Genomic DNA, 23,691 nt, shown 5'->3' on the forward strand with positions numbered 1-23,691 from the left:
GGTGCCGTGATCGCGTCGATCACGGCACCACCGTCATGTTTCGGCGACCCGGGCGGGTCGGCAGGTCTGCTCAGAGCTGCGCGCCCTGGACCTCCTGGTAGCCCGGCAGGATCACGTCGTCGACGAGTGCGCGGCGCTCGTCGTGGTGGACGAACGCGCTCCACGCGGCGGTCATCGTGACGTCGGCGAGGTCGTCGATCGTCCACCCGGCGTGCTCGACGAGGAGCGCCATCTCCTGCGTCATCGTCGTGCGCGACATGAGCCGGTTGTCGGTGTTGAGCGTGACGGCGAAGTCGAGCTCCTTGAGCCGGGTGATCGGGTGGTCCGCGACCGACGTCGCCGCCCCGGTCTGCACGTTGGACGACGGGCACAGCTCGAGCGGGATCTGGTGGTCGCGCACCCAGTGCGCGAGCAGGCCGAGCGCGGCCGTACCCGGCTCGCCCTCGGTGCTGTGCGGGAACTCCGGGTCGAACGTGATGTCCTCGACGATGCGCACGCCGTGACCGATGCGGCTCGCCTGCCCGAGGTGCACGGCCTCGGCGATCGACGCCGGACCGGCGGCCTCGCCCGCGTGGATGGTGACGGGGAAGTTCTGGTCGGCGAGGTAGCGCCAGATCTCGGGGTGGCGCGACGGCGGGAAGCCGTCCTCGGCACCCGCGATGTCGAACCCGACGACGCCGTTCGCGCGGTTCGCGACGGCGAGCTCGGCGATCTCCTGCCACCGGTCGGCGTGGCGCATCGCGGTGACGAGCTGCCCGACGCGGATCGTCCGGCCCTCCGCGGCGGCCTCGGCGACGCCCTGCTCGATGCCGGACTGCACGGCGTCCACCGTCTCCTGGAGGGTCAGCCCACGCTGGAGGTGCTGCTCGGGCGCCCACCGCTGCTCGGCGTACACGACGCCGTCGCGGGCGAGGTCGAGCACCGCCTCACGCGCCACCCGCGCGAGCGCGTCGCGCGTCTGCATCACGGCGATCGTGTGGTCGAACGTCTCGAGGTAGCGCACGAGGGAGCCCGAGTCGGCCGACTCGGCGAACCACGCGCCGAGAGACTCGGCGTCGCCCGCGGGGAGCTGGTGCCCGACGTCGGCGGCGAGCTCGAGGATCGTGGCGGGGCGCAGCCCCCCGTCGAGGTGGTCGTGGAGCACGACCTTGGGCAGCGAGCGGATGACGTCGACCGTCAGGGGGGCGTTCTCGGTGGTCATGCGCTCACGGTACCGGCCGGTACGCCCCCGCTCGCGCCGAACGGCCGGGCGCCCCGGCCCGGTCAGGCGTAGTCGTCCTCCTCGCCCGGCACGGCGGACGCCTGCTCGACGACGTCGGCCTCGTTCGCCTCCCCCTCGAGGTCGGGTCGCGCGGTGCGCGGACGGTACTCGTCGCTCTCGTGCTCGGCGTCGTCGACGCCCGGGCCGTCGTCCTCCGACTCCTCGACCAGGCTCACGACCTCCTCGTCCTGCTCGACCAGGCCGGCGTCCCGCCACGCGTCGTTCCCGGGCACGGTGCTCATCGCGACTCCTCACCTGACGACTCGGCGCGCCACGGCCGTGGCGGCCGTCTTCATCCTCTCGCCGGGTGCGGGGCCTCGCCAGCCCGGCCGACGGCGGGCAGGAGCGCCCAGCAGAGGTGCGGCCAGCCCCCGAGGGCACGACGCACCTCGGGCGACCGCGCGCCGTCGAGCAGGGCGGCCGCGTCGAGGTCGTGCACGGTGCCCGACGACGGCTCGTAGACCCGGCACCGCCGCGCCCGCGCGTCGGCGTCGGTGCCGTCGTCGGCGTCGGTGAGCAGCACGACGTGGCGCGGCACGGCGGTCGCGACGCCGAGGGCGAGGTCGCCCCCGGTGAAGAGCGGGACGGGGACGCCGCGCGCCGCCGCGGCGAGGGCGGCCCGGACCACGGGGTCGTCGTCGGGGTCTCCCGCGACGACGCGCTCGACGTACCGCACGTCCGCGTGCCGCGCGGTCCGCGCGGCGCCCCACGGCGGCGTCCCGAGGGACGCTGGCCACGGCAGGGGGCCGAGAGCGGCGCGGTTGGTCCGGCGCTTCAGTACCCGCTGCAGCTCCCCGAACCGCGACGCGCCTCCCGCACGGGGCCGGCCGCCCGGCCCGCCGTCGTCACCCGGGCGCAGCCCCGTGACGAGCCACAGCGCGAGCACCGGGTCGCCCGCCGCGGCGAGCAGCCCGAGCACGGCCGAGCCGCACGTCGTCGCGTCGGTCTGGCGCGCCGGCTCCCCGCCGAGCTCGAGCGGCCGGGACCGGCGGTCGCGTGGACCGCTCGGCCCGGGGTCGGCGCGGCCCAACGGGTCGACGACGGCGCGCCGCGTCCTCGGGTCGAGCGCACCGAGCGTGCCGGCGAGCGCGCGCACCCGGTGCTCGGGGTGGCCCGCGCGCCGGGCGCGGTCGAGCGCACGGTCCGTCCCGCCGTCGGGCCGGTAGACGCCGCCGGGCGGTGGTTGCGGCACCGCCCGCGCGGGAACGAGCCGCGCGAGGTCCGTGACCCGCAGCGCGCCGAGCGCACCCCGGAGGGTCATGCCGCTCCCAGCGCCCGGCCGAGCGCCCAGGCGGCACCCACGACGGCCAGCACGACGACGAGGCTCGCGACGCGCACCAAGAAGGACCACGAGTACAGCCGCCCGTGGCCGGGCAGCCCGCCGGTCGGGGGCCGCAGGACGGCGGGCACGAGCGCCAGCACGCCGACGGCGACCGCCGCGCACACCGTGACCGTCGACCCGGAGCGGAGCCCCGCGCCCGCGAGCAGCAGCGCTCCCACGACCACGCCGAGCACCGTCCGCTGCCACGCGAGCGCCGTGCGCTCCGGCTGCATCCCCTCGTCCCGGACCGGCGGCGAGGGCACCTCCCCCGGCGGCGTGCTCACGGCCCGCTCGCCGAACCCACGGCGTAGCCCGCGAGCAGCAGCGCGAGGACCACGACCCCCACCACGAGCACGGGCAGCCCGCTCGGGGCGGGCAGCCGCCGACGCAGGCGCAGCGCGCGCTCGTTGCGGCGCCAGGAGACGAGCGCGTAGCCCGCGAACCCGGCACCCACGAGGCACGCGACGCCGGCGACGACGTCGAGGACGCCCGGCATGTCGGCGAACGTCGCGAAGGACGTCAGCGCGACGCCGCCCGCGACCAGGCCGAGGCCCGTGCGCACCCACGCGAGCGCCGTCCGCTCGTTGGCGAGGCTGAACCGCGCGTCGGGCTCGGACCCGACCCCGTAGACGGAGCGCGGCCGACGCGTGTCCGCCGGCTCGTCGGCGCTCGGCTCGTCGGGTGCCACGCTCAGTCGACGCGGTCCAGGACGACGGGCCGGCGCTCGACGACGGTCCCCGGGTCCGCGATCCCCCACGCCCCCTCGAGCGCCTGAACGGCCCGCTCGAAGCGCTCCGGGGTGTCGGTGTGCAGCGTCATGAGGTGCTGACCCTTGCGCACCGGGTCGCCGGGCTTGGCGAACAGCTCGACGCCCGCGCCCGCCTGCACCGGGTCCTCCTTGCGCGCACGGCCCGCGCCCAGCCGCCACGCGGCGACCCCGACGGCGTACGCGTCGAGCCGTTCGAGCACGCCGTCGCGGTCGGCGACGACGTGCTCGCGCTCGCGCGCGACCGGCAGCGGGGCCCGCGAGTCGCCGCCCTGCTCGGCGATCATCTCGCGCCACTTGTCGAGCGCGCGACCGCCCACGAGCGCGTGCCGCACGTCGTCCTCGTCCTGCGGCCGGCCCGCCCCGGCGAGCATCTCCAGCGCGAGCGCGACCGTGAGGTCGACGACGTCCTGGGGTCCGGCGCCCTGCATCACCTCGACGGACTCGCGCACCTCCAGCGCGTTGCCCGCGGTGAGGCCGAGCGGCGTCGACATGTCCGTGAGCAGCGCGACCGTGCGGACGCCGGCGTCGGTCCCGAGGTCGACCATGGTCCGGGCGAGCTCGCGCGCCGAGTCGAGCTCCTTCATGAACGCGCCGGAGCCGACCTTGACGTCGAGGACGAGCGCGCCCGTGCCCTCCGCGATCTTCTTGCTCATGATCGAGCTCGCGATGAGCGGGATGGACTCGACCGTCCCCGTGACGTCGCGGAGCGCGTACAGGAGACGGTCCGCGGGCGCGAGACCGGAGCCCGCCTGGCAGATCACCGCGCCGACGTGCTCGAGCGCGTTCATCATCTGCTCGTTGGTGAGCGCCGCGCGCCACCCCGGGATCGCCTCGAGCTTGTCGAGCGTGCCGCCCGTGTGCCCGAGGCCGCGACCGGAGAGCTGCGGCACCGCGACGCCGTACACCGCGACGAGCGGTGCGAGCGGCAGCGTGATCTTGTCCCCCACGCCCCCGGTCGAGTGCTTGTCCGCCGTCGGGCGCGAGAGCCCCGAGAAGTCCATCCGCTCGCCCGAGGCGATCATCGCCTGCGTCCAGCGGCCGATCTCGGTCCGGTCCATGCCGTTGAGGTAGATCGCCATCGCGAGAGCGGCCATCTGCTCCTCGGCGACGACGCCGCGCGTGTAGGCGTCGATCACCCAGTCGATCTGCGCGGCGTCGAGCCGCGCGCCGTCGCGCTTGGTCCGGATGACGTCGACGGCGTCGAACGGCTCGGGAGCCGGCCCCTCGCCGTCTGCGCCCGCGTCCTCGCCCCCGGCCCCGGCCCCGACGAGCGCCTCCGCCGTCGCGTCCTGGTCCTCGGTCCCGCCACCCTGCGGGGTCACGTCGTCGCTGGTCACGACCGCTCCTCCAGATCCTCGGGCCCGAAGGCGTCGGGCAGCACGTCCCTCATCGTCTTGATACCACGCACGGTGTCGACCAGCAGGTCGGGCCCCCCGTGCTCCCACAGGAGCTGCCGGCAGCGCCCGCACGGCATGAGCGTCGCCCCGTGCCGGTCCACGCACGCGAACGCCACGAGGCGGCCTCCGCCCGTCCCGACGAGCGAGCTCACGAGCGAGCACTCGGCGCACAGCGTCACGCCGTACGCGGCGTTCTCGACGTTGCACCCGACGACGACGCGCCCGTCGTCCACGAGCGCGGCGGCGCCCACCGGGAAGCCGGAGTAGGGGGCGTACGCGCGAGTCATGATCCCGCGCGCGGCGTCACGCAGCGCGTCCCAGTCGACGTCCGGCCCGACGCCGGTCCCGCCCTGGTCCGTCCCCTCACCCGGCCGGGGCACGGAGTGGTGCACGTGCGGCAGGTCTGTCATCGGCACCGTGACCTCACTTCACGTAGGGGATGCCCTCGGCGGCCGGCGGGCGCACGCGCCCGACGAGACCGGCGACGGCGAAGATCGTCACGACGTAGGGCGTCATGAGCATGATCTGGCTGGGGATCGGCGTGCCCACGATGCCGAGCACCGTCTGGAGGTTGTCCGAGAACCCGAACAGGAGCGCCGCGACGAGCGCGCCGACCGGGTTCCACCGCCCGAGGATCATGGCCGCGAGGGCGATGAAGCCCTTGCCGCCCGTCATCTCCTTGCCGAACGCAAGACCTGCCGCGACCGTGAAGAACGCGCCGCCGAGGCCGGCGACCGCTCCGCCGAGGATCGTGTTGCGCACGCGGGTCGCGTTGACCTTGATGCCCACGGTGTCGGCGGCCTTGGGGTGCTCGCCGACGGCGCGCAGGCGCAGGCCCCACCGGCTCCGGAAGAGGAAGATCTGGAGCAGGATCACGACGACGTACATGATGTAGACGAGCAGGGTCTGGCGGAAGAGCACCGGGCCCACGACCGGGATCTGCGACAGCACCGGGATCTCGATGACCGGCAGCGGGTGGCGCGAGTTCCACGTCGCCGAGTCCTCGGTGAGGACCGTCGAGTACAGGTAGCTCGTCACGCCGACCACGAGCACGTTGAGCACGACGCCGACGATGATCTGGTTCACCCAGTACTTCACCGAGAAGATCACGAGCAGCACGCCCACGAGGGCGCCCGCGATCGGTGCCGCGATGAGGCCCGCGTACGCGGAGGACGTGAGCGAGGCGACGACCGCGGCCAGGAACGCCCCGGCGAGGAGCTGCCCCTCGATCGCGATGTTGATGATGCCGACGCGCTCGCACAGCACGCCCGAGAGCGCGCCGAACACGAGGGGGACCGCGAGGAACAGCGAGCCCTGGAGCAGGCCCGTGAGCGGGATCGCGGACTTGCCCGCGCCGGCCCAGCACAGGAACGCGAAGACGACGGCGACGCCGAACACGATCGGCAGCCAGATGCCGACCTTGCGGCGGTCGCGCGCGGCCCAGAACGACAGGCCCGCCAGGAGGAGCGCGAGGATCGACAGGAACAGCGCCGCCCCGGTCGAGCTCACCGTGACCGGCTCGATCTGGAAGAAGTCGTTCGCCGTGGAGAGGCGGAACGTCGTCTGGTGCCCACCGGCGGGCAGCAGCGCGAAGAAGACCAGCGACAGCAGGCCGATGACCGCGTAGGCGATCGGAGCCTTCCAGCTGATGGGCGGCAGCGGCTTGGCCGCGCGCTCCGGCGCGGCGGCCGGCGCCGGGGTGGTGGTCGCGGTGCTCATGCTCCGGCCTCCTGCGTCGTCGTGGTGGTCGTGGCCGCCTTCGCGCGCTGCCTCGCGGCGTGGCGCTCGGCCCGCGTCGGGCCGCCCGGCGTCGGCAGGCGGAAGATCGCCCGCACGAGCGGCGGGGCGGCGATGAAGAGCACGATGAGGGACTGGACGACGAGCACGATGTCGATCGGCGTCCCGGTCCGCGCCTGCATCGCGAAGCCGCCCGCGCGCAGCGCACCGAAGAGGAGACCCGCGAGGACCGTGCCGAGCGGGCGGGACCGGCCGAGCAGGGCGACCGTGATCGCGTCGAAGCCGAAGCTCGCCGCGACGCCCGCGGTGAGCACCTTCTCCGTGCCGAGCACCTGGGCGCTGCCCGCGAGGCCGGCGAGCGCGCCCGCGATGGCCATGACCCAGACGGTCGTCCACGGCACGGACATGCCCGCGGTGCGCGCGGCGTGGGGGTTCTCGCCGACCGCGCGGAAGCGGAAGCCGAGCGTCGAGCGCTCCATGAGCCACCAGACGCCCACGGCCATGAGGAGCGCGAGGACGAAACCCAGGTGGAGGCGGAAGCCCTCGCCGAGCAGCAGCGGGAACGTCGCGGTGCCGGGGATCGGCGGGCTGATCGGGTTGCTGCTCCCCGGGCGCTGGAACGCCGGGGTGGTGAGCAGGTACGCGACGAGGTAGATCGCGATGTTGTTGAGCATGATCGTGACGATCACCTCGTGCGCCCCGGTGCGGGCCTTGAGCACGCCGGCGATGCTCGCCCAGATCGCCCCGCCGAGCGCCGCCCCGAGCACGGCGAGCAAGAGGTGCAGACCCGGGGGCAGCGCGAACGTGAAGCCGATGAAGCCGGCGAAGATGCCGCCGAGGATGATCTGCCCCTGGGCACCGATGTTGAACAGGCCCGCGCGGAAGCCGATGCCGAGGCCGAGGCCCGCGAGGATGAGCGGCGTCGCCACGGTCATGGTCTCGGTGAGGGGCCGCAGCGCGCGGGCGAGGTCGGGTGCCTGGAAGTTGATGACGGCGCCCTGGAACAGGGCGCTGTACGCGCCGAACACGGCGTTCCACACCGCGGCGAAGAAGTCCGAGGGGCGGGCGAAGAAGTAGGTCGCCGCCTCCTGGACCGCCGGGTCGGCCGCCGCGATGAGGACGCCACCGAGGACCAGCGCGGCCACGATCGCGAGCAGCGAGACCAGCCAGCTGCTCTCGAGCATCTCGCGCAGGACGTTCTGGCCCGCGGGCGTCTCCGCCGTCGGGGTGTCGCTGGGAGGCGCCGGCGTCGGCGGGAGCGCCGCCGCGTCGTCGGGCGTTGCCTGCTGGGTCACTGGATCTCCTCCTCGCGGGCGGCGTCCGCGGCCTGCGCGACGTCCGACGGCGCGTCCTCGGCGAGGGCGTCCGCCTCGCCGAGGGTCGTGTGGTGCTCGGCGGCCTGCACGACGGCCTCCTCGAGCGGGACCCCGGCCATCATGAGGCCGAGGACGTCGCGGTCCGTGTCGCCGGGGACGACCCCGACGACGCGACCGCGGTACATGACGGCGATCCGGTCGGCGAGCGCGAGCACCTCGTCGAGCTCGGTCGACACGATGATCACGGGCGTCCCGTTGTCGCGCTCCGAGACGATGCGCTGGTGGACGAACTCGATCGAGCCCACGTCGAGCCCGCGCGTCGGCTGCGACGCGATGAGCAGGCGCAGGGGGCGGGACATCTCGCGCGCCAGGACGACCTTCTGCTGGTTGCCGCCCGAGAGCGTCCCGGCGGGCGTCTCGACGGACTGCGTGCGCACGTCGAACTCGACGATGCGCTGCTCCGCGTTGTCGCGGATGGTCCCGCGGGCGAGCGCCCCGCCCCGCGAGTACGGCGGCGACGTCACGAGGTCCAGGACGAGGTTCTCCTCGACGGAGAACGTCCCGATGATCCCGTCGGTGCTGCGGTCCTCGGGCACGTAGCCCACGCCCGCCTCGAGCACCTGGGAGACGCTGCGGCCCACGAGCTCCCTGTCGTCGAGGCGGATCGAGCCCGCGACCGGCTTGCGCAGGCCCACGATCGTCTCGGTGAGCTCGGTCTGCCCGTTGCCCTGGACCCCCGCGACCACGAGGATCTCGCCGCGCGCGACGTCCAGGCTCACCCGATCGACCACCGCGGTCCCCGCGTCGTCCATGACCGTGAGGTCGTCCACGCGGAACGTGGCGTCACCCGCCGCCGCGGGCGCCTTGTCGACCCCGAGGGAGACGGAGCGGCCGACCATGAGGGACGCGAGCTCGGTCTCGCTCGCGCCGGGGTCGGCCGTGCCCACGACCTTGCCGCGGCGGATGACGGTGATGCGGTCCGCGACCGCACGCACCTCGCGCAGCTTGTGCGTGATGAACACGATCGACGTCCCCGCCGCCTTGAGCTGGCGCATGATCGCGATGAGCTCGTCCGTCTCCTGCGGGGTGAGCACGGCCGTCGGCTCGTCGAGGATGAGCACACGCGCGTCGCGCGAGAGCGCCTTGATGATCTCGACGCGCTGCTGCACGCCGACCGGGATGTCCTCGACCATCGCGTCCGGGTTGACCTCGAACCCGAAGCGGTCGGAGATCTCCTGGACCAGACGGCGCGCGCGGCGCGCGTCGATGAGGCCGGCGCCCTTGACGGGCTCGTGGCCGAGCGCGACGTTCTCCGCGACGGAGAAGACCGGCACGAGCATGAAGTGCTGGTGCACCATGCCGATGCCGGCGGCCATCGCGTCGCCGGGTCCGGTGAACTGGACCGGGACGTCGTCGACGAGGATCTGCCCGTCGTCCGGGTCGTACAGCCCGTAGAGCACGTTCATGAGCGTGCTCTTGCCCGCACCGTTCTCCCCGAGCAGGGCATGGATCTCGCCGGGCTCGATGACCAGGTCGATGTGGTCGTTGGCGACCAGGGACCCGAAGACCTTCGTGATCCCGCGCAGCTCCAGCTTCACCGGTCTGCCTCTCCTCGTGCTTCGCAGCGTTCTTCGCGGTGCCGACCCCGCGCACGTCGCGGTACTCCATCGAACCGCACTCGCCCGAGCGCGTCGCGTCGTGGGCACCGTGGGCGTCGTCGCAGGTACCGACGACCCCGTCGTCGTCATGACGGTGGCCCGGGCGCGGTGCCCGGGCCACCGGTGCCGACCGCCCGGAGGCGGTCGGCGGGTTCAGCGTCGCGTCACGGCGCGTTCGGCGACTCGATGACGAGGTCGCCCGCGATGATCTGCTCCTGGTACTGCGCGAGCTGGTCCTGGAGCTCCGCCGGGACGGCGTCCTCGAAGTCGTGGAACGGCGCGAGGCCGACGCCCTCGTTCTCCAGCGTGCCGACGTACGGCTCGTTGGTGAAGTTGCCGTCCGCCGACTCCTTCACCGTGTCGAACACGGCCGGGCCGATCTGCTTCATGACCGACGTGAGGATGAGGCTCCCGTAGTCCGTCGTGAGGAAGCCGTCCGAGTCGACCCAGATGATCTTGGCGCCCGCGCCCTCGGCCGCGGCCGCCGCGCCCAGGCCCACCGGACCGGCGACGGGCATGATGATGTCCGCACCCTGGTCGATGAAGCCCTGCGTGACGTTCTGGCCGTTGGCCTGGTTGTCGAAGTCGCCGGTGAACGTGCCCGTCTGGGCCGCCTTGTCCCAGCCGAGGACCTTGACGTCGGTGCCGTTGTCCGCGTTGTACTTCGCGACGCCGTCGACGTAGCCGTCCATGAAGATCGCGACCGACGGGATCTGGATGCCGCCGAACGTGGCGACCGTGCCGGACTCCGTCATGCCCGCCGCGAGGTACCCGGCGAGGAACGCGGCCTCGGCGGTGTTGAAGAGGATCGGCTTGGCGTTGTCGATCTCGACGGGGTTGAAGTCCGCGTCGGAGAACGAGGAGTCGATCAGCGCGAAGTGCGTGTCGGGGTTGGCCTCGGCGGCGGTCTGGATCGGGTCCTCGAGGAGGAAGCCGACGCCGATGATGAGGTTGCAGCCCTGCTGCACCAGGCTGTCGATGTTGGGCGCGTAGTCCGTGTCCGCCTGCGACTCGACCTCGTGGGTCGTGATGCCGAGCTCGTCCTTGGCCTGCATGAGGCCCTCGTAGCCCGACTGGTTGAAGGACTGGTCGTCGAACCCGCCGGCGTCGGACACCATGCACGCGGAGAAGTCGGAGTTGCCGCCCGCGGTGTTCTCGCCGCCGCCGGTCGTCTCGTCGTCCTCGGGCGCGGCGCCGCACGCGGCCAGCGCGAGCGCGGCGACCGCCGCGAGCGCGGTGACCTGAGTCGCTCTCTTCACCTGATAGCTCCTGTCGTTCTCGTAGCAGGGCCGCGCAGGGAAGGACCCCTGGGCCCTCCCGAGCGCCGTTGCACGGGAGGACCGGTCCGTCGGCCTCTATAGGACCGAACACTAATCAGCCCGACGGGTCTTGCACGTTACTTGTCGGTAACGCCGCTGCTTCGTTATGCAAGCGTCACTTTGCGTCTGAGGCGTGACACACCCCTGTCCACGAGTCGGGACCGCTTCACCCGTCCTGACCGGCGGCGACACGGGCGAGCAGGCGCATCCCGGCGTCCACCGCGCGCTCGTCGACCTGCAGGTCGCCCTGGTGGATGTCGTAGCTGCGCCCGCCAGGCGTCCGCGTGCCGAGCCGGGCCATCGCGCCGGGGACCTTCGTGAGGTACCAGGCGAAGTCCTCCCCGCCGAGCGACTGCTCCGTGAGGAGCACGGAGTCCGGGCCGAGGACGTCGCGCGCGGCCGCCTCGAGCAGACCCGTGCAGCGCTCGTCGTTCTCCACCGGCGGCACGCCGCGCGTGTGGTGCACGGTCACCTCGACCTCGTACGGCGCGACGACCTGCTCGACCGCGTCGTGCAGCACCTGACCCGCGAACTCCCACGCGCGCACGTCGAGGCAGCGCAGCGTGCCGCGCACCGTCCCGGTGCTCGGGATCGCGTTGTGCGCCGACCCCGCGTGCACGGCGCCCCACGTGAGGTTCACGCCCGAGCGCGGGTCCAGCCGCCGGCCCAGCACCGCGGGGACCTGCGTGATGACCTGACCCAGCGCGTAGACGACGTCACCCGTGAGGTGCGGGCGCGACGTGTGTCCCCCGGGCGAGGCGATGGTCACGGAGACCTCGTCGGACGCCGACGTGATCGGACCGATGCGCGTCCCGATGCGGCCCACGTCGACCTTGGGGTCGCAGTGCACCGCGTAGATCTCGTCGACGCCGTCCATCGCGCCCGCGGCGAGGACGTCGAGCGACCCGCCGGGCTGGACCTCCTCCGCGGGCTGGAAGACGAGCCGCACGCCGCGGCGCAGCTCGCCCTGCGCGTGGAGGTCGGCGAGGACCAGGCCGGCACCCAGCACCACCGCGGTGTGCACGTCGTGGCCGCAGGCGTGGGCGACGCCCGGGACCGTCGAGGCCCACGGGAGGTCGCACCTGTCCTGGAGCGGCAGCGCGTCGATGTCGGCCCGCAGGGCGACGCGTCCCGGGACGGGCGACCCCGTGGCCGCCCCGTCCCCGGGCTGCGGGCCGACGTCGCACACGAGGCCCGTGCCCGGCAGGAGCCGCGGCTCGAGCCCCGCGGCGCGCAACCGGTCGGCGAGCAGCGCCGTCGTCCGCGTCTCGGCGCGCGAGACCTCCGGGTGGGCGTGGAGATCGCGGCGGATCGCCACGACCTCGTCCACGTGGCGGGCCGCGGCGGCGGCGATGCGGGCGGCGAGGGTCACGTCGGCGGTCACAGGAGCTCGTCCATCCCGAGCTCGCGCACCGTGTCGACCATCGACTTCACCTGCTGGGCCCGTGCACGCGTGGTGACGAGCAGCGCGTCGGGGGTGTCGACGACCACGACGTCGTCGAGGCCCAGCACCGTGACGACCCGGTCGCTCGCCGGCACGACCACGGACCCTGCGCTCTCGCGACGGACGACCCGGCCCGTGTCACCGAGGACCTTCGAGCCGGCACCGTCGACCGAGGGCAGCAGCGCGGCGAGCGAGTTGAAGTCCCCCACGTCGTCCCAGCCGAACGTGCCGGGGACGACGGCCACGCCGCCCACGGCCGCGACGGGCTCGGCGACCGCGTGGTCGATCGCGATCCGCTCGAGCGCGGGCCAGCGCTCCGCGAGCACGCGGTCGCGGTCGGGGCCGTCCCACGCCGCGGCGATCGCGCGCAGGCCGTCGTGCAGCTCCGGGCGCTGGTCCGCGAGGTGCCCCAGGAGGACCGACGACCGGACGATGAACATGCCGGCGTTCCACCGGTACTCGCCGGACGCGAGGTAGCGCTGCGCGGTCGCGGAGTCCGGCTTCTCCGTGAAGCCGCGCACGTGCTGCGCGCTCGGCGCCCCCGCGACGCCGAGCGGCGCGCCGCTGTGGACGTACCCGAACGCCGTCGACGGCCGCGACGCCGCGATGCCGATCGTCACCACGTAGCCCGCGCGGGCCGCCTCCACCGCCTCGCGCACCGACGACTCGAAGGAGTCGCGCCCCGTGATCACCTGGTCCGCGGCGAACGAGCCGACGACGACGTCGCCGTGCCGCGCCTCGAGCACCGCCGCGGCGAGGCCGATGGCCGCCATCGAGTCCCGGGGCGACGGCTCCGCGAGCACGTTCTCGGCCGGCAGGCCGGGGAGCTGGGTGCGTGCGGCGGCGACGTGCCGGTCCCCCGTGACGAGCACGACGCCCTGCTCTCCCGCGAGCGGGACGAGCCGGTCCACCGTCGCCTGCAGGAGCGAGCGGCCCGAGCCGGTGAGGTCGAGGAGGAACTTGGGCGAGCCGGCGCGCGAGAGCGGCCACAGCCGCGTGCCCGCGCCTCCTGCCGGGACGACGGCGTGGAAGCCGGGGATCGGCCCGGCGGACGAGGAGGCCATGAGGGCAGCATAGTGAGCCGCACAGTTCCCCCGCGGGCTGTGGGATCAGTCACAAACCCCCCGCGCAGGGGCGTTCCGCCGCCTCCGACGGTCCGCATCATGACGCCGATGTCACTATGGTGGAAGCCCAGAGACCGATGCCGACGACGGTCCCGCGGTCCGGACTGAGGGAGTTCCGGGCCAGGGCCGGAACCTGACATCTCCCCCCTGATCTCGCCACAGGAGGCCCCCAAAGTGCCCAGTGCACCAGCTGGCACGCTCTACCGCGGCCGTGAAGGCATGTGGTCGTGGGTCGCGCATCGCGTGACCGGCGTGCTCATCTTCTTCTTCCTGCTCGTCCACGTGCTCGACACGGCGCTCGTCCGGGTGTCGCCCGAGGCCTACAACGCCGTCATCGGGACGTACCAGACGCCGATCATGGGCCTGGGCGAGGCGGGACTGGTCGCGGCCATCGTCTTCCACGCCTTCAACGGCATCCGCATCATCCTCATCGACTTCTGGGCCAAGGGCCCGCGGTACCAGCGCACCATGCTCTGGATCGTCGTCGGCCTCTTCGTCGTGACGATGGCGGGCTTCCTGCCGCGTCACCTCATGAACGTCTTCGGAGGGGGGCACTGATGTCGACCACGACCACGGCCTCGGCGGTCGCGAGCCCGCGCGACCCGTACAAGCGCCGCAAGGCCACGCGCAGCAACTACGAGCTGTACAGCTGGATCTTCATGCGCGCCTCCGGCGTCGTGCTGATCGTGCTGATCTTCGGTCACCTCTTCGTCAACCTCATGGTCGGCGAGGGCGTGCACGCGATCGACTTCGGCTTCGTCGCCGGCAAGTGGGCCTCGCCGTTCTGGCAGATCTGGGACCTGCTCATGCTGTGGCTGGCCATGTTCCACGGCACCAACGGCGTGCGCACGATCATCAACGACTACGCCGAGCGTGACGGCACTCGCCTCGTCCTCAAGCTCGCGCTGTACCTCGCGTTCACGATCGTCACGGTCCTCGGCACGCTCGTGATCTTCACGTTCGACCCGTGCCCCGCGAACGCTCCGGCCGAGCTGCTCGCGTCGTTCTGCACGGCCTGAGCACCTCCCGCAGCTCGCCCCCGTCTTCTCGCTCCACCCGGCTCTCTCCCAGGAGGCATCGACCCCGATGCAAACCCATCAGTACGACGTCGTCATCGTCGGCGCAGGCGGCGCCGGGATGCGCGCGGCGCTGGAGTCGTCCGGCAAGGTCCGCACGGCCGTCATCTCCAAGCTGTACCCCACGCGCTCGCACACGGGCGCCGCGCAGGGCGGCATGTGCGCCGCCCTCGCGAACGTGGAGGAGGACAACTGGGAGTGGCACACGTTCGACACGGTCAAGGGCGGCGACTACCTCGTCGACCAGGACGCCGCGGAGATCATGGCCAAGGAGGCCATCGACGCGGTCCTCGACCTCGAGCGCATGGGCCTGCCCTTCAACCGCACGCCCGAGGGCCGCATCGACCAGCGCCGGTTCGGCGGGCACACCCGCAACCACGGCGAGGCCGCGGTGCGCCGCTCCTGCTACGCCGCGGACCGCACCGGCCACATGATCCTCCAGACGCTCTACCAGCAGTGCGTCAAGCAGGACGTGGAGTTCTTCAACGAGTTCTACGTGCTCGACCTCATCACCGACCACGACCTCTCCACGGGCGAGATCCCCGACGGCGAGACGGTCACCGCGACCGGCGTCGTCGCCTACGACCTGGCGACCGGCGAGATCCACGTCTTCCAGGCGAAGGCGATCATCTTCGCCACCGGTGGCGCGGGCAAGATCTTCAAGACGACGTCCAACGCGCACACGCTCACGGGCGACGGCATGGCGCTGGCGTACCGTCGCGGCCTGCCGCTCGAGGACATGGAGTTCTTCCAGTTCCACCCGACCGGCCTGGCTGGCCTCGGCATCCTCCTGTCGGAGGCCGCCCGCGGCGAGGGCGGCATCCTGCGCAACGCGGACGGCGAACGCTTCATGGAGCGCTACGCCCCCACCATCAAGGACCTCGCGCCGCGCGACATCGTCGCCCGGTCCATGGCGAACGAGGTCCGCGAGGGCCGCGGCGCCGGGCCGAACAAGGACTACGTCCTGCTCGACCTCACGCACCTCGAGCCCGCGCACATCGACGCGAAGCTCCCCGACATCACCGAGTTCGCCCGCACGTACCTCGGCATCGAGCCCTACACCGAGCCCGTGCCCGTGTACCCGACGGCGCACTACGCGATGGGCGGCATCCCGACCAACGTCGAGGCCGAGGTCCTGCGCGACAGCCACAACGTCGTCAAGGGGCTCTACGCCGCCGGCGAGGTGGCGTGCGTGAGCGTCCACGGCTCGAACCGCCTCGGGACCAACTCGCTGCTCGACATCAACGTCTTCGGCAAGCGCGCGGGCCGCACCGCCGCCGCGTACGCCGCGACGGCCTCGTACACCGAGCTCCCGGAGAACCCCGCCGCGGCCGTGATCGCGCAGCTCGAGGAGATGCGCAACCGTCCCGACGGCGAGCGCGTCGCCGACGTCCGCAAGGCGCTCCAGGAGACCATGGACGCCAACGCCCAGGTGTTCCGCACCGGCGAGTCGCTCAACCAGGCCCTCGCGGACATCCGCGACCTGCAGAAGCGGTACAAGAACGTCTCGGTCCAGGACAAGGGTCGGCTGTTCAACACGGATCTGCTCGAGGCCATCGAGCTCGGGTTTCTCCTCGACATCGCCGAGGTCACCGTCGTCGCGGCGATCAACCGCAAGGAGTCGCGCGGCGGTCACTACCGCGAGGACTACCCCGACCGCGACGACGCCAACTACATGCTGCACACGATGGCGTACCGCCGTCCCACCTCGGCCAGCGACGTCGCCGACGGGCACGTCGCCGGCTACTTCGACCACGTCGAGGAGTTCGACGGCTACAAGGTCGCCCTGGGCTCCAAGCCCGTCACCCAGACCCGGTACGAGCCCATGGAGCGGAAGTACTGATGACTGCCACACTCGAGAGCCCGGCCGCCGAGGCCAAGGCCGGAGAGATCCCCTCGTTCGAGGTCACGCTCCGCGTCCGCCGCTACTCCCCCGAGTCGGAGCACGGCGAGGAGGCGTACTGGGACGAGTTCACCGTCCTCGCGCACGGCACCGACCGCGTGCTCGACGCGCTCCACAAGATCAAGTGGGAGCACGACGGCTCGCTCACGTTCCGCCGCTCGTGCGCGCACGGCGTGTGCGGGTCCGACGCGATGCGCATCAACGGCCGCAACCGTCTCGCGTGCAAGACGCTGCTCAAGGACGTCAACCCCGACAAGCCCATCACGGTCGAGCCCATCAAGGGCCTGCCCGTGGTCAAGGACCTCGTCGTGGACATGGAGCCGTTCTTCGCGTCCTACCGCGAGATCATGCCGTTCCTCATCACGTCCGGGAACGAGCCCAGCAAGGAGCGCCTCCAGTCCGCGGAGCAGCGCGAGCGCTTCGACGACACCACCAAGTGCATCCTGTGCGCGGCGTGCACGTCGTCGTGCCCGGTGTTCTGGACCGACGGCCAGTACTTCGGCCCCGCCGCGATCGTCAACGCGCACCGGTTCATCTTCGACAGCCGCGACGAGGGCGCCACGCAGCGCCTCGAGATCCTCAACGACAAGGAGGGCGTGTGGCGCTGCCGCACGACCTTCAACTGCACCGAGGCCTGCCCCCGCGGCATCGAGGTCACGAAGGCGATCCAGGAGGTCAAGCGCGCGATGATCACGCGCGCCTTCTGATCCCTCGCACGTCCCGCACGCAGGGCGCCGACCGCCACGGTCGGCGCCCTGCGTCGTCCGCACGGGCTTCGCGGTCCGCGTGGTCGAGCCGTGCCCGCACCTGTCAGCGCTCCCCCGAGCCTCCAGACCCAGGCCAGGTCCCTGACCCGCCGACACGTCGACCCGTCGCACTCGGCCCGCCCCACGGCCGACGACGCCACGCGCCACCACGAGCCGCACGCGTGCTGACGAGAAGCGAGAAATCGCCCCGAGAACGAGGCCCGCAGGGGCCACTACTCGCATCTCGACCAGGAACCGCCCGCCACCGCGGACCCGACCCCGCAGGCACGAAACCCTGACCGCGTACCCGGCGCAGACGCCGACCGCTACGCGCCGCGCGGGAGGCGAGCGCGGCGCACGCCGCGGACGATCGGGCTCCAGGGTCGGCCGGACCCTTGCCCGGCGCGGAGACGCTCCTCCGTCGACACGGCCACGACGGAGCCTCCGACGTCCGCGGACGCCGCGTGCCGGGCGACGCGCGCGTGCCGGGCGTCGGTCGTGGGGGTGCCGTCGACGACCGGGAGCTCCGGGCGACCCTCGCGGGCGTGCCGGGGGCCGTCGGGCTCCGGGTCGGGCGGGCGGGGCGGGTTCGCCATCCAGGCGCACACCGCGAGGAGGATGCGCGCGGTGAAGTTGACGAGGATGAGGAGCGTCACGAGGACGGCGAACGACGCGAGGAGCGCGTTCCTGCTGGCGCTGCCCGCGACGAACGACGACCCGAGGTAGCGCAGGACGCCGAACGCGACGGCGGCGGTGAGCGACCCGACGAGGAGGTCGCGGCGGCGCACGTGGACGCCGGCCAGCAGCGTGACCACCACGACGACGACGAGCGCGTCGAGCAGGATGCTCACCACGAGCCCGGCGCCGGTGACGAGGATCGCGGGCCCTCCGGAGAGCCCGAGCGCCTCCAGGAGCTGGTAGCCGATCGAGGAGACGGCGATGCTCGCGACGGCGGAGACGAGCATGCTCAGCGCCAGGAGGAAGAAGCCGAGGAGGGCGCGTGCCCGCGCGAGGACGGGGCTCTGCCCGATGTCGCTGACGCCGAACATCGTCCGGACGGCGCCGCGCAGGTGGTACATGAAGGAGACGACCGAGAAGAGCAGCACGACCCCGGCGACGATGCTCGTGACGCTGAGGCCGGGCGGGAGGAGGAGGTCGTCCGGGTCGATCACGCCTTTCTCCCCGTCGACCGCGATGAGGCCGGGGACGAGCTCGTTGATCTCGCCGAACACGGCGTCCATGAGCTCCTGGCTCCCGCCGAGGACCTGCATGAAGACGGTGTAGCCGATGGTCAGCGCGGCGAAGAGGGAGAACAGGGCCGAGTAGGCGATGCCGCCGCACAGCAGGGCACCGCGTGCGTACAGGTAGCGGTAGGTCGCGCGCCCGGGACGGCTGTCCTTCCACCACTCGACGAGCGCCTCCACGCGTTCCCTCGTGCGCCGGACGGCGCTGGGAGCGGCGGAGGGAGGCGGCGTCACGCCCCGAACCCTACGAGGAGGGCGCGGTCCCGGCATCCGCGGTGAGCGGGAAGACCTGTCCGGGGCGCCACACGCCGTCGTCGCCGTGCTCGTAGAGGGAGAACCCGGCGACCTCGAACCGCGCCTCGTAGGTGGCCATCTCCTCGAACGCGGCGTCGAGCGCGGCGTCCGGGACCTCGTGCGCGACGGTCACGTGCGGGTGGTAGTTGAACCGGAGCTCCTGGGCGAGCGGACCGGTGCGGATGGCGCTCTCGAGGTGCTCGCACTCGGCGATGCCCTCGACCACCTGGATGAACACGACCGGCGAGATCGGCCGGAACGTCGCGCTGCCGCGCAGGTGGACCTGGAACGGCGCCGCGGTCGAGGCGACGGCGGCGAGGTGGGCGCGCGCCGCGTCGAGCTCGGCCGGGTCGAGCACGGTGGGCCCGAGGAGCGTGACGTGCGGCGGGATCGACCGTGCGAGCGGGTCGCCGAACCGTGCGCGCGCGTCCTGGAGCTGCGTCGCGAAGGGCTCGGGCACCTCGATCGCGATGCCGATCCGTACCTGGTCCGGCCCACGCTCCGGGAGGTTCACGCGGTCGGCCCCCCGACGGGCAGGAGGCCGACGCGGTCGTAGATGCGCGCGAGCGTCCCGGCAGCGATCTCGCGCGCCTTCTGGGCACCGCGTGCGAGCACCGCGTCGAGCTCGGCGGGGTCCGCGAGGTAGGTGTTGGCCCGCTCCTGGAACGGCACGAGGAAGTCGACCACGACGTCGGCGAGGTCGACCTTGAGCCGTCCGTACCCCTGGCCGTCGTACTCGGCGGCGATCGCCTCGACGTCGCGACCGGTGAGGGCGGAGTAGATGGTGAGGAGGTTGGACACGCCGGGCTTGGCGACCGGGTCGTACCGGATCTCGGAGTCCGAGTCCGTCGCGGCGGACCGGATCCGCTTCGCGGCGACCTTCGGGTCGTCGAGGAGCCAGATGACGCCCTTGCCGTTCGACGAGGACTTGCTCATCTTCGCCGTCGGTTCCTGGAGGTCGTAGATCTTGGCCACCGAGCGGACGATGTGTGCCTCCGGCACGACGGCCGTCCCGTCGCCGAAGCGGGCGTTGAGCCGCTCGGCGAGGTCACGGGTGAGCTCGAGGTGCTGGCGCTGGTCCTCCCCGACCGGCACGAGGGCGGCGTCGTAGAGCAGGATGTCGGCCGCCATGAGGACGGGGTAGGTGAAGAGCCCCACGGTCGTGCCGTCGGCGCCCTGCTTCGCGGACTTGTCCTTGAACTGGGTCATGCGGCCGGCCTCGCCGAAGCCCGTCTGGCAGGACAGGACCCAGGAGAGCTCCGCGTGCTGCGGCACGTGCGACTGCACGAAGAGCGCGGACCGCTCCGGGTCGACGCCGCCGGCGAGGTACTGCGCCGCCGTGCGACGCGTCCGCTCGCGCAGGCGCTCAGGGTCGGGGTTGACCGTCAGGGCGTGGAGGTCGACGACGCAATACAGCGCGTCGTAGGAGTCCTGGAGGGCGACCCACTGGCGCAGGGCGCCGATGTAGTTCCCGAGCTGCAGCGAGTCCTCCGTGGGCTGCATGCCGGAGAGGATCCGGGGCTGGGTGCTGGTCGGGTTCCCGGTCGCCTGCGCGGTCTCCGGGACCGGTGCCGGACCGGTGTGCGTCGCCTCGATGGACATTGCCCCATTCTGACAGGTGGTGCCGTGCCGGAACGAATCGCCTCCCGTCGCGCGGACGGTCGGCGCCGGCCTCAGGTGGCCTCGTCGTCGAACGGTGCGGGGCTGCCCGGCGGCACCGCCGAGGGGGCAGGTGGCGGGGGCGGCGCAACCCGCTCGCGCACGGGCTCGTCGTCGAGGAGCGCCTCGCGCACGATCCGGCGCGGGTCGTACTGGCGGGGGTCGAGCTTCGACCAGTCGACGTCCGCGATCTCGTCCCCGATCTCGGCGTCCACGCGGGCCTTGGCGTCCCGCAGGTACCCTCGGGCCGAGCGGACGAACGACCCGAGCTGTTCCGCGTAGCGCGGCAGACGCTCAGGACCGATGACGACGACCGCCACGACGAGGAGCACGATGAACTCGGCTCCGTTGATCCCGAACACGCCGACAGACTACTCGCTCGTGGCCTCGTCGAGGACGACGCGGACGTCGCGCTCCTGGTCCCCCGTGCGGACCCGCAGCGTCACGGCGTCTCCCGGGGCCTTCGCCCGGATCGCGACGATGAGCTCGTCCGACTCGGTGACGGGCCGGCCGTCGATCGAGAGGATCACGTCTCCGGGCCGGATCCCGGCGGCGTCGGCCGGGCCGTCGGGCGTGACCGCGGGCGTCCCGGACTGCGAGTCGGTCGACACCTGGACGCCCTCGCCCTGGTACCGCTGGTCGAGCAGCACGCCGATCACGGGGTAGGTCGCGACGCCGTCGGCGATGAGCTGCTCCGCGGTCCGGCGCGCCTGGTTGGACGGGATGGCGAAGCCGAGACCGATGCTCCCCGTCGCCGAGGCGCTGCCCGGCGGCTGCGCGATGGCGGAGTTGATGCCCACGACCTCGCCGCGTCCGTTGACGAGCGGACCCCCGGAGTTGCCGGGGTTGATCGCCGCGTCGGTCTGGATCGCGTTGATGAACGCCGTCTCGGCCGCGGCACCGGCCTGGACCGGGCGGTTGAGCGCGCTGATGATGCCCGTGGTGACGGTCCCGTTGAGACCGAGCGGAGCACCGACCGCGACCACGGGGTCCCCGACGACGACGGCGTCGGAGTCGCCGAGCGCGAGCGGTGTCAGGCCTGAGTCGTCGACCTTCACGACGGCCAGGTCGTAGTCGACGGTCCGGCCGACCAGCTCGGCCGGGCTCTCGTGCCCGTCCGAGAACAGCACGACGACGTCCCCGCCGTCGGCGGCCCCCGCGACCACGTGGTTGTTCGTGAGGATGTACCCGTCCTCGCGGAGGACGAAGCCGGACCCCGTGGCGACGCCGTCGGACCCGCGGACCTGGAGCGAGACGACGCTCGGCAGCACCGTGGCCGCGATGTCCGCCACCGAGCCCGCAGGGCGGTCGGCGCCCGGCTCGACGCTCGCCGGCGGCAGGGCCGACGAGTACGCCCCGGGCGTGTCCTGCCCGAGGAGCCGGTCGGCCGCGACGCCGCCGAGCGCTCCCGCGACGAGCGCCAGCACGGTGACGCCCGCCACCACGGCGGGTCGCAGCCCGCGCCCCGGCGACGGCGACGCGGGACCCCGCGGCACACCGACGAGCGTCGGGTCCACCGAGCCGCCGGGTCGCGTCGGCGCCGACGGCGGCTCGGGCTCGCCGAACGAGCGCAGGGTCTGCCACGGGTCCGCGGGATCCTGCGCGACGGGCTGCGCGACGTCCGGAGCAGGGACCGGCGGGGGCCCGCTCGGGGGCGGGACGGCCGCGCCCGGCGGGGGCGGGACCGGACCGGGGCCGACCGGCGCGGACGGCGGGACGGGCGGCACGCTGCGGTACGCGGACGGCGGCGCGAACGGGTTCCGTGCGGCGTCGGGCGCCCCGGGGTGCTCGGTGCCGGTCTGACGGCCGGGCTGAGGGCCGGTCTGGGGGTCGGTCATGAGGTGCCGAGCGCTCCTGTCATGGTCGTCCAGCCCCGGGAGATGCGCGCCGGGACCCCGGCATCGTAGTCACGGGCCGGGAAGGCCGCCACGAGGGCGGCGACCGTCTCCTGCTCGGTGTCGGCGACGACGTCGATCACCGTGTCGCCGGACTGCCAGACGACGTGCCACGGCGCCTCGGACAGCACGTGCACCCGGCGGCCGTCGACGTCCCAGGTCTCCCCGCCCGCGAGCGCGGCGGTGTCCAGGAGACCCGACTGCTCGCGTACGACGGCCTCGCCGCCCGGCGCCTCGAGGTCGATCTCGACGACGCCCCGCGCGGCGTCGTCCCGCACGTCGACCACGCTGAAGCCCGCCGGGAGCACCGTCGGGCAGGTCCAGCCCTGGGCGTCGAGCGCCGCCAACGCCGCGGCGCCGTCGCCGTCGGACGCCTCGTCGCCGGCGGACCGGTCCGAGGCGCGCGCCCCGCCCACCACGAGCGCCCCGGTGGCCCGGGGCGCGGCCTGCGCCAGCACGTTGAGGGGGTCGCTGCGATGGAGGTCGGGGGTGACGACCGGGCTCTCCCCGAGCGCGAAGAGGCCGATCGCGGCCACGCCGACACCGCCCACGACCAGCCCGACGACCCGTCGGCGCACCGCCCCCCGGCGCACCTCGCCGCTCCAGGCGCCGCGCGGGAGGGGGACGGGCTGCGTCCAGGGGTCGCCCGCGACGGGCGCGGAGCGCAGCGGGTCGCCGTCGGTCGAGGGGATCTGGGCGGACAGCGCGAGCAGACGGGCCGCGAGGTCGGGAGCGGGCTCGACCGGCCCGGCGGAGCTCAGCGCCCGGCGCGCGGCGCGCGCCGCCGACAGCTCGGCGGCGCACCGCGGGCAGCACGCCACGTGCTCGAGCGCACGCTCCGCCTCGGCGGGCGTGAGCTGCCCGTCGACGAGCGCGGAGAGGCGGGAGCCGAGGTGCGTCACGCCACCCCCCGGGCGACCACGGGCGTCGGCACGTCGTCCGACGCCGGGCGGTCCGCGGGGTCGCGGTGCGGGAGGGCGGCGCGGAGCTGGGACCGTGCGCGGTGGATGCGGGAGCGGACCGTGCCGAGCTTGATCCCGAGCGTCACGGCGATCTCCTCGTAGGACAGGCCCTCGATGTCGCACAGCACGACGGCGGCCCGGTACTCGGGCGAGAGCGCGTCGAGCGCGCGCTGCACGTCGTGGTCGAGGTTGGCGTGCTCGAAGCCGCGCTCCGGCTGGGCCTCGGAGCGGGCCGGGTACTGGCCGTCGTCGTCGCCCATGGCCTCCATGCGGATCCGCTGCTTGCGCCGCACCTGGTCGAGGAAGAGGTTCGTCGTGATCCGGTGCAGCCAGCCCTCGAACGTGCCGGGCGTGTAGCTCGACAGCGAGCGGAACACCCGGACGAACGTCTCCTGCGTGAGGTCCTCGGCGTCGTGCCGGTTGCCGGTGAGGCGGTACGCGAGCCGGTAGACGCGTGCCGAGTGCTCGCGGACGATCTGGTCCCACGACGGCGGCACCCACGCGCTCCCGTCCTGCGTCCCGTGCGTGCTCGTCCCTGGTCGTGCGTCGTCCACGTCGTCCATCGT

24 protein-coding genes are annotated in these 23,691 nt (G+C 73.2%); 4 read left to right on the forward strand and 20 right to left on the reverse strand.

Going from position 1 to position 23,691, the window contains the following annotated elements; genetic code table 11:
* Positions 1–70: 70 nt before the first annotated feature.
* The 13 genes from ACTJIY_RS16665 to ACTJIY_RS16725 all read right to left on the reverse strand — a co-directional run bounded on the left by ACTJIY_RS16665 (position 71) and on the right by ACTJIY_RS16725 (position 13,286).
* Positions 71–1,201, reverse strand: a complete 1,131-nt coding sequence (locus tag ACTJIY_RS16665; RefSeq protein ID WP_253051097.1) for an adenosine deaminase — start codon at positions 1,199–1,201, stop codon at positions 71–73.
* 62 nt (positions 1,202–1,263) lie between these two features.
* Positions 1,264–1,503: a hypothetical protein gene (locus ACTJIY_RS16670; RefSeq protein WP_253051096.1), complete on the reverse strand. Its 240-nt coding sequence runs from the start codon at positions 1,501–1,503 to the stop codon at positions 1,264–1,266.
* Between the two features lie 50 nt (positions 1,504–1,553).
* Positions 1,554–2,522, reverse strand: a complete 969-nt coding sequence (locus tag ACTJIY_RS16675; protein ID WP_253051095.1) for a hypothetical protein — start codon at positions 2,520–2,522, stop codon at positions 1,554–1,556.
* The gene (locus ACTJIY_RS16680) at positions 2,519–2,866 is read right to left on the reverse strand and encodes a DUF202 domain-containing protein (protein WP_253051094.1); all 348 of its coding nucleotides are present in this window, start codon (positions 2,864–2,866) and stop codon (positions 2,519–2,521) included. Before ACTJIY_RS16680 ends, ACTJIY_RS16675 begins: the two co-directional genes overlap by 4 nt.
* Complete coding sequence (locus ACTJIY_RS16685; protein WP_253051093.1) at positions 2,863–3,270, reverse strand: YidH family protein; 408 nt, start codon at positions 3,268–3,270, stop codon at positions 2,863–2,865. The genes ACTJIY_RS16680 and ACTJIY_RS16685 overlap by 4 nt, the downstream gene beginning before the upstream one ends.
* Positions 3,271–3,272: 2 nt before the next feature.
* The gene (locus tag ACTJIY_RS16690; RefSeq protein WP_253051440.1) at positions 3,273–4,538 is read right to left on the reverse strand and encodes a thymidine phosphorylase; all 1,266 of its coding nucleotides are present in this window, start codon (positions 4,536–4,538) and stop codon (positions 3,273–3,275) included.
* Positions 4,539–4,684: 146 nt separating this feature from the next.
* Positions 4,685–5,158: a cytidine deaminase gene (locus ACTJIY_RS16695; protein ID WP_290444916.1), complete on the reverse strand. Its 474-nt coding sequence runs from the start codon at positions 5,156–5,158 to the stop codon at positions 4,685–4,687.
* A gap of 13 nt (positions 5,159–5,171) precedes the next feature.
* Positions 5,172–6,467, reverse strand: a complete 1,296-nt coding sequence (locus tag ACTJIY_RS16700; RefSeq protein ID WP_253051092.1) for an ABC transporter permease — start codon at positions 6,465–6,467, stop codon at positions 5,172–5,174.
* Positions 6,464–7,780 (reverse strand): ABC transporter permease, encoded by a 1,317-nt coding sequence (locus tag ACTJIY_RS16705; RefSeq protein WP_374614485.1) that lies wholly within the window; start codon positions 7,778–7,780, stop codon positions 6,464–6,466. The genes ACTJIY_RS16700 and ACTJIY_RS16705 overlap by 4 nt, the downstream gene beginning before the upstream one ends.
* Positions 7,777–9,399 carry an ABC transporter ATP-binding protein gene (locus tag ACTJIY_RS16710; protein WP_440674798.1) on the reverse strand — a complete coding sequence of 541 codons (1,623 nt, stop codon included), beginning with the start codon at positions 9,397–9,399 and terminating at the stop codon, positions 7,777–7,779. Before ACTJIY_RS16710 ends, ACTJIY_RS16705 begins: the two co-directional genes overlap by 4 nt.
* A 224-nt stretch (positions 9,400–9,623) precedes the next feature.
* The gene (locus ACTJIY_RS16715; RefSeq protein WP_253051090.1) at positions 9,624–10,718 is read right to left on the reverse strand and encodes a BMP family lipoprotein; all 1,095 of its coding nucleotides are present in this window, start codon (positions 10,716–10,718) and stop codon (positions 9,624–9,626) included.
* Positions 10,719–10,944: 226 nt separating this feature from the next.
* Positions 10,945–12,162 carry an amidohydrolase gene (locus ACTJIY_RS16720; protein WP_253051089.1) on the reverse strand — a complete coding sequence of 406 codons (1,218 nt, stop codon included), beginning with the start codon at positions 12,160–12,162 and terminating at the stop codon, positions 10,945–10,947.
* A complete protein-coding gene (locus ACTJIY_RS16725; protein WP_253051088.1) occupies positions 12,159–13,286 on the reverse strand; it encodes a mannose-1-phosphate guanylyltransferase in 1,128 nt (375 codons plus the stop codon). The genes ACTJIY_RS16720 and ACTJIY_RS16725 overlap by 4 nt, the downstream gene beginning before the upstream one ends.
* Positions 13,287–13,520: 234 nt before the next feature.
* On the opposite strand from ACTJIY_RS16725, the gene sdhC reads away from it, so the two are divergent.
* The 4 genes from sdhC to ACTJIY_RS16745 all read left to right on the forward strand — a co-directional run bounded on the left by sdhC (position 13,521) and on the right by ACTJIY_RS16745 (position 17,032).
* Positions 13,521–13,904 (forward strand): succinate dehydrogenase, cytochrome b556 subunit, encoded by a 384-nt coding sequence (gene sdhC / locus ACTJIY_RS16730; RefSeq protein ID WP_087471554.1) that lies wholly within the window; start codon positions 13,521–13,523, stop codon positions 13,902–13,904.
* Positions 13,904–14,365: a succinate dehydrogenase hydrophobic membrane anchor subunit gene (locus ACTJIY_RS16735; RefSeq protein WP_047233508.1), complete on the forward strand. Its 462-nt coding sequence runs from the start codon at positions 13,904–13,906 to the stop codon at positions 14,363–14,365. Before sdhC ends, ACTJIY_RS16735 begins: the two co-directional genes overlap by 1 nt.
* A gap of 67 nt (positions 14,366–14,432) precedes the next feature.
* Positions 14,433–16,265, forward strand: a complete 1,833-nt coding sequence (gene sdhA / locus ACTJIY_RS16740; RefSeq protein ID WP_253051087.1) for a succinate dehydrogenase flavoprotein subunit — start codon at positions 14,433–14,435, stop codon at positions 16,263–16,265.
* Entirely contained in the window at positions 16,265–17,032 is a 768-nt protein-coding gene (locus tag ACTJIY_RS16745; RefSeq protein WP_253051086.1) for a succinate dehydrogenase iron-sulfur subunit, read from the forward strand. The genes sdhA and ACTJIY_RS16745 overlap by 1 nt, the downstream gene beginning before the upstream one ends.
* A 365-nt stretch (positions 17,033–17,397) precedes the next feature.
* Here ACTJIY_RS16745 and ACTJIY_RS16750 read toward each other — a convergent pair whose 3' ends face one another.
* The 7 genes from ACTJIY_RS16750 to sigE all read right to left on the reverse strand — a co-directional run bounded on the left by ACTJIY_RS16750 (position 17,398) and on the right by sigE (position 23,688).
* Complete coding sequence (locus tag ACTJIY_RS16750) at positions 17,398–18,549, reverse strand: YihY/virulence factor BrkB family protein (protein ID WP_353707995.1); 1,152 nt, start codon at positions 18,547–18,549, stop codon at positions 17,398–17,400.
* A gap of 10 nt (positions 18,550–18,559) precedes the next feature.
* Positions 18,560–19,123, reverse strand: a complete 564-nt coding sequence (locus ACTJIY_RS16755; protein ID WP_253051084.1) for a 2'-5' RNA ligase family protein — start codon at positions 19,121–19,123, stop codon at positions 18,560–18,562.
* Positions 19,120–20,211, reverse strand: coding sequence for a tryptophan--tRNA ligase (gene trpS / locus ACTJIY_RS16760; RefSeq protein ID WP_290444915.1), 1,092 nt, complete (start codon positions 20,209–20,211; stop codon positions 19,120–19,122). The genes ACTJIY_RS16755 and trpS overlap by 4 nt, the downstream gene beginning before the upstream one ends.
* A gap of 71 nt (positions 20,212–20,282) precedes the next feature.
* A complete protein-coding gene (locus ACTJIY_RS16765; RefSeq protein WP_353707994.1) occupies positions 20,283–20,630 on the reverse strand; it encodes a twin-arginine translocase TatA/TatE family subunit in 348 nt (115 codons plus the stop codon).
* A 9-nt stretch (positions 20,631–20,639) separates the two neighbouring features.
* Positions 20,640–22,106, reverse strand: a complete 1,467-nt coding sequence (locus ACTJIY_RS16770; protein WP_353707993.1) for a S1C family serine protease — start codon at positions 22,104–22,106, stop codon at positions 20,640–20,642.
* On the reverse strand, positions 22,103–23,065 hold the full coding sequence (locus ACTJIY_RS16775; protein ID WP_353707992.1) for a zf-HC2 domain-containing protein: 963 nt from the start codon (positions 23,063–23,065) through the stop codon (positions 22,103–22,105). Before ACTJIY_RS16775 ends, ACTJIY_RS16770 begins: the two co-directional genes overlap by 4 nt.
* Positions 23,062–23,688: an RNA polymerase sigma factor SigE gene (gene sigE, locus ACTJIY_RS16780; protein WP_440674795.1), complete on the reverse strand. Its 627-nt coding sequence runs from the start codon at positions 23,686–23,688 to the stop codon at positions 23,062–23,064. The genes ACTJIY_RS16775 and sigE overlap by 4 nt, the downstream gene beginning before the upstream one ends.
* Positions 23,689–23,691: the final 3 nt, after the last annotated feature.

The sequence above is a fragment of the Cellulosimicrobium sp. 22598 genome, assembly GCF_052044445.1.
Classification (GTDB): domain Bacteria; phylum Actinomycetota; class Actinomycetes; order Actinomycetales; family Cellulomonadaceae; genus Cellulosimicrobium; species Cellulosimicrobium cellulans_G.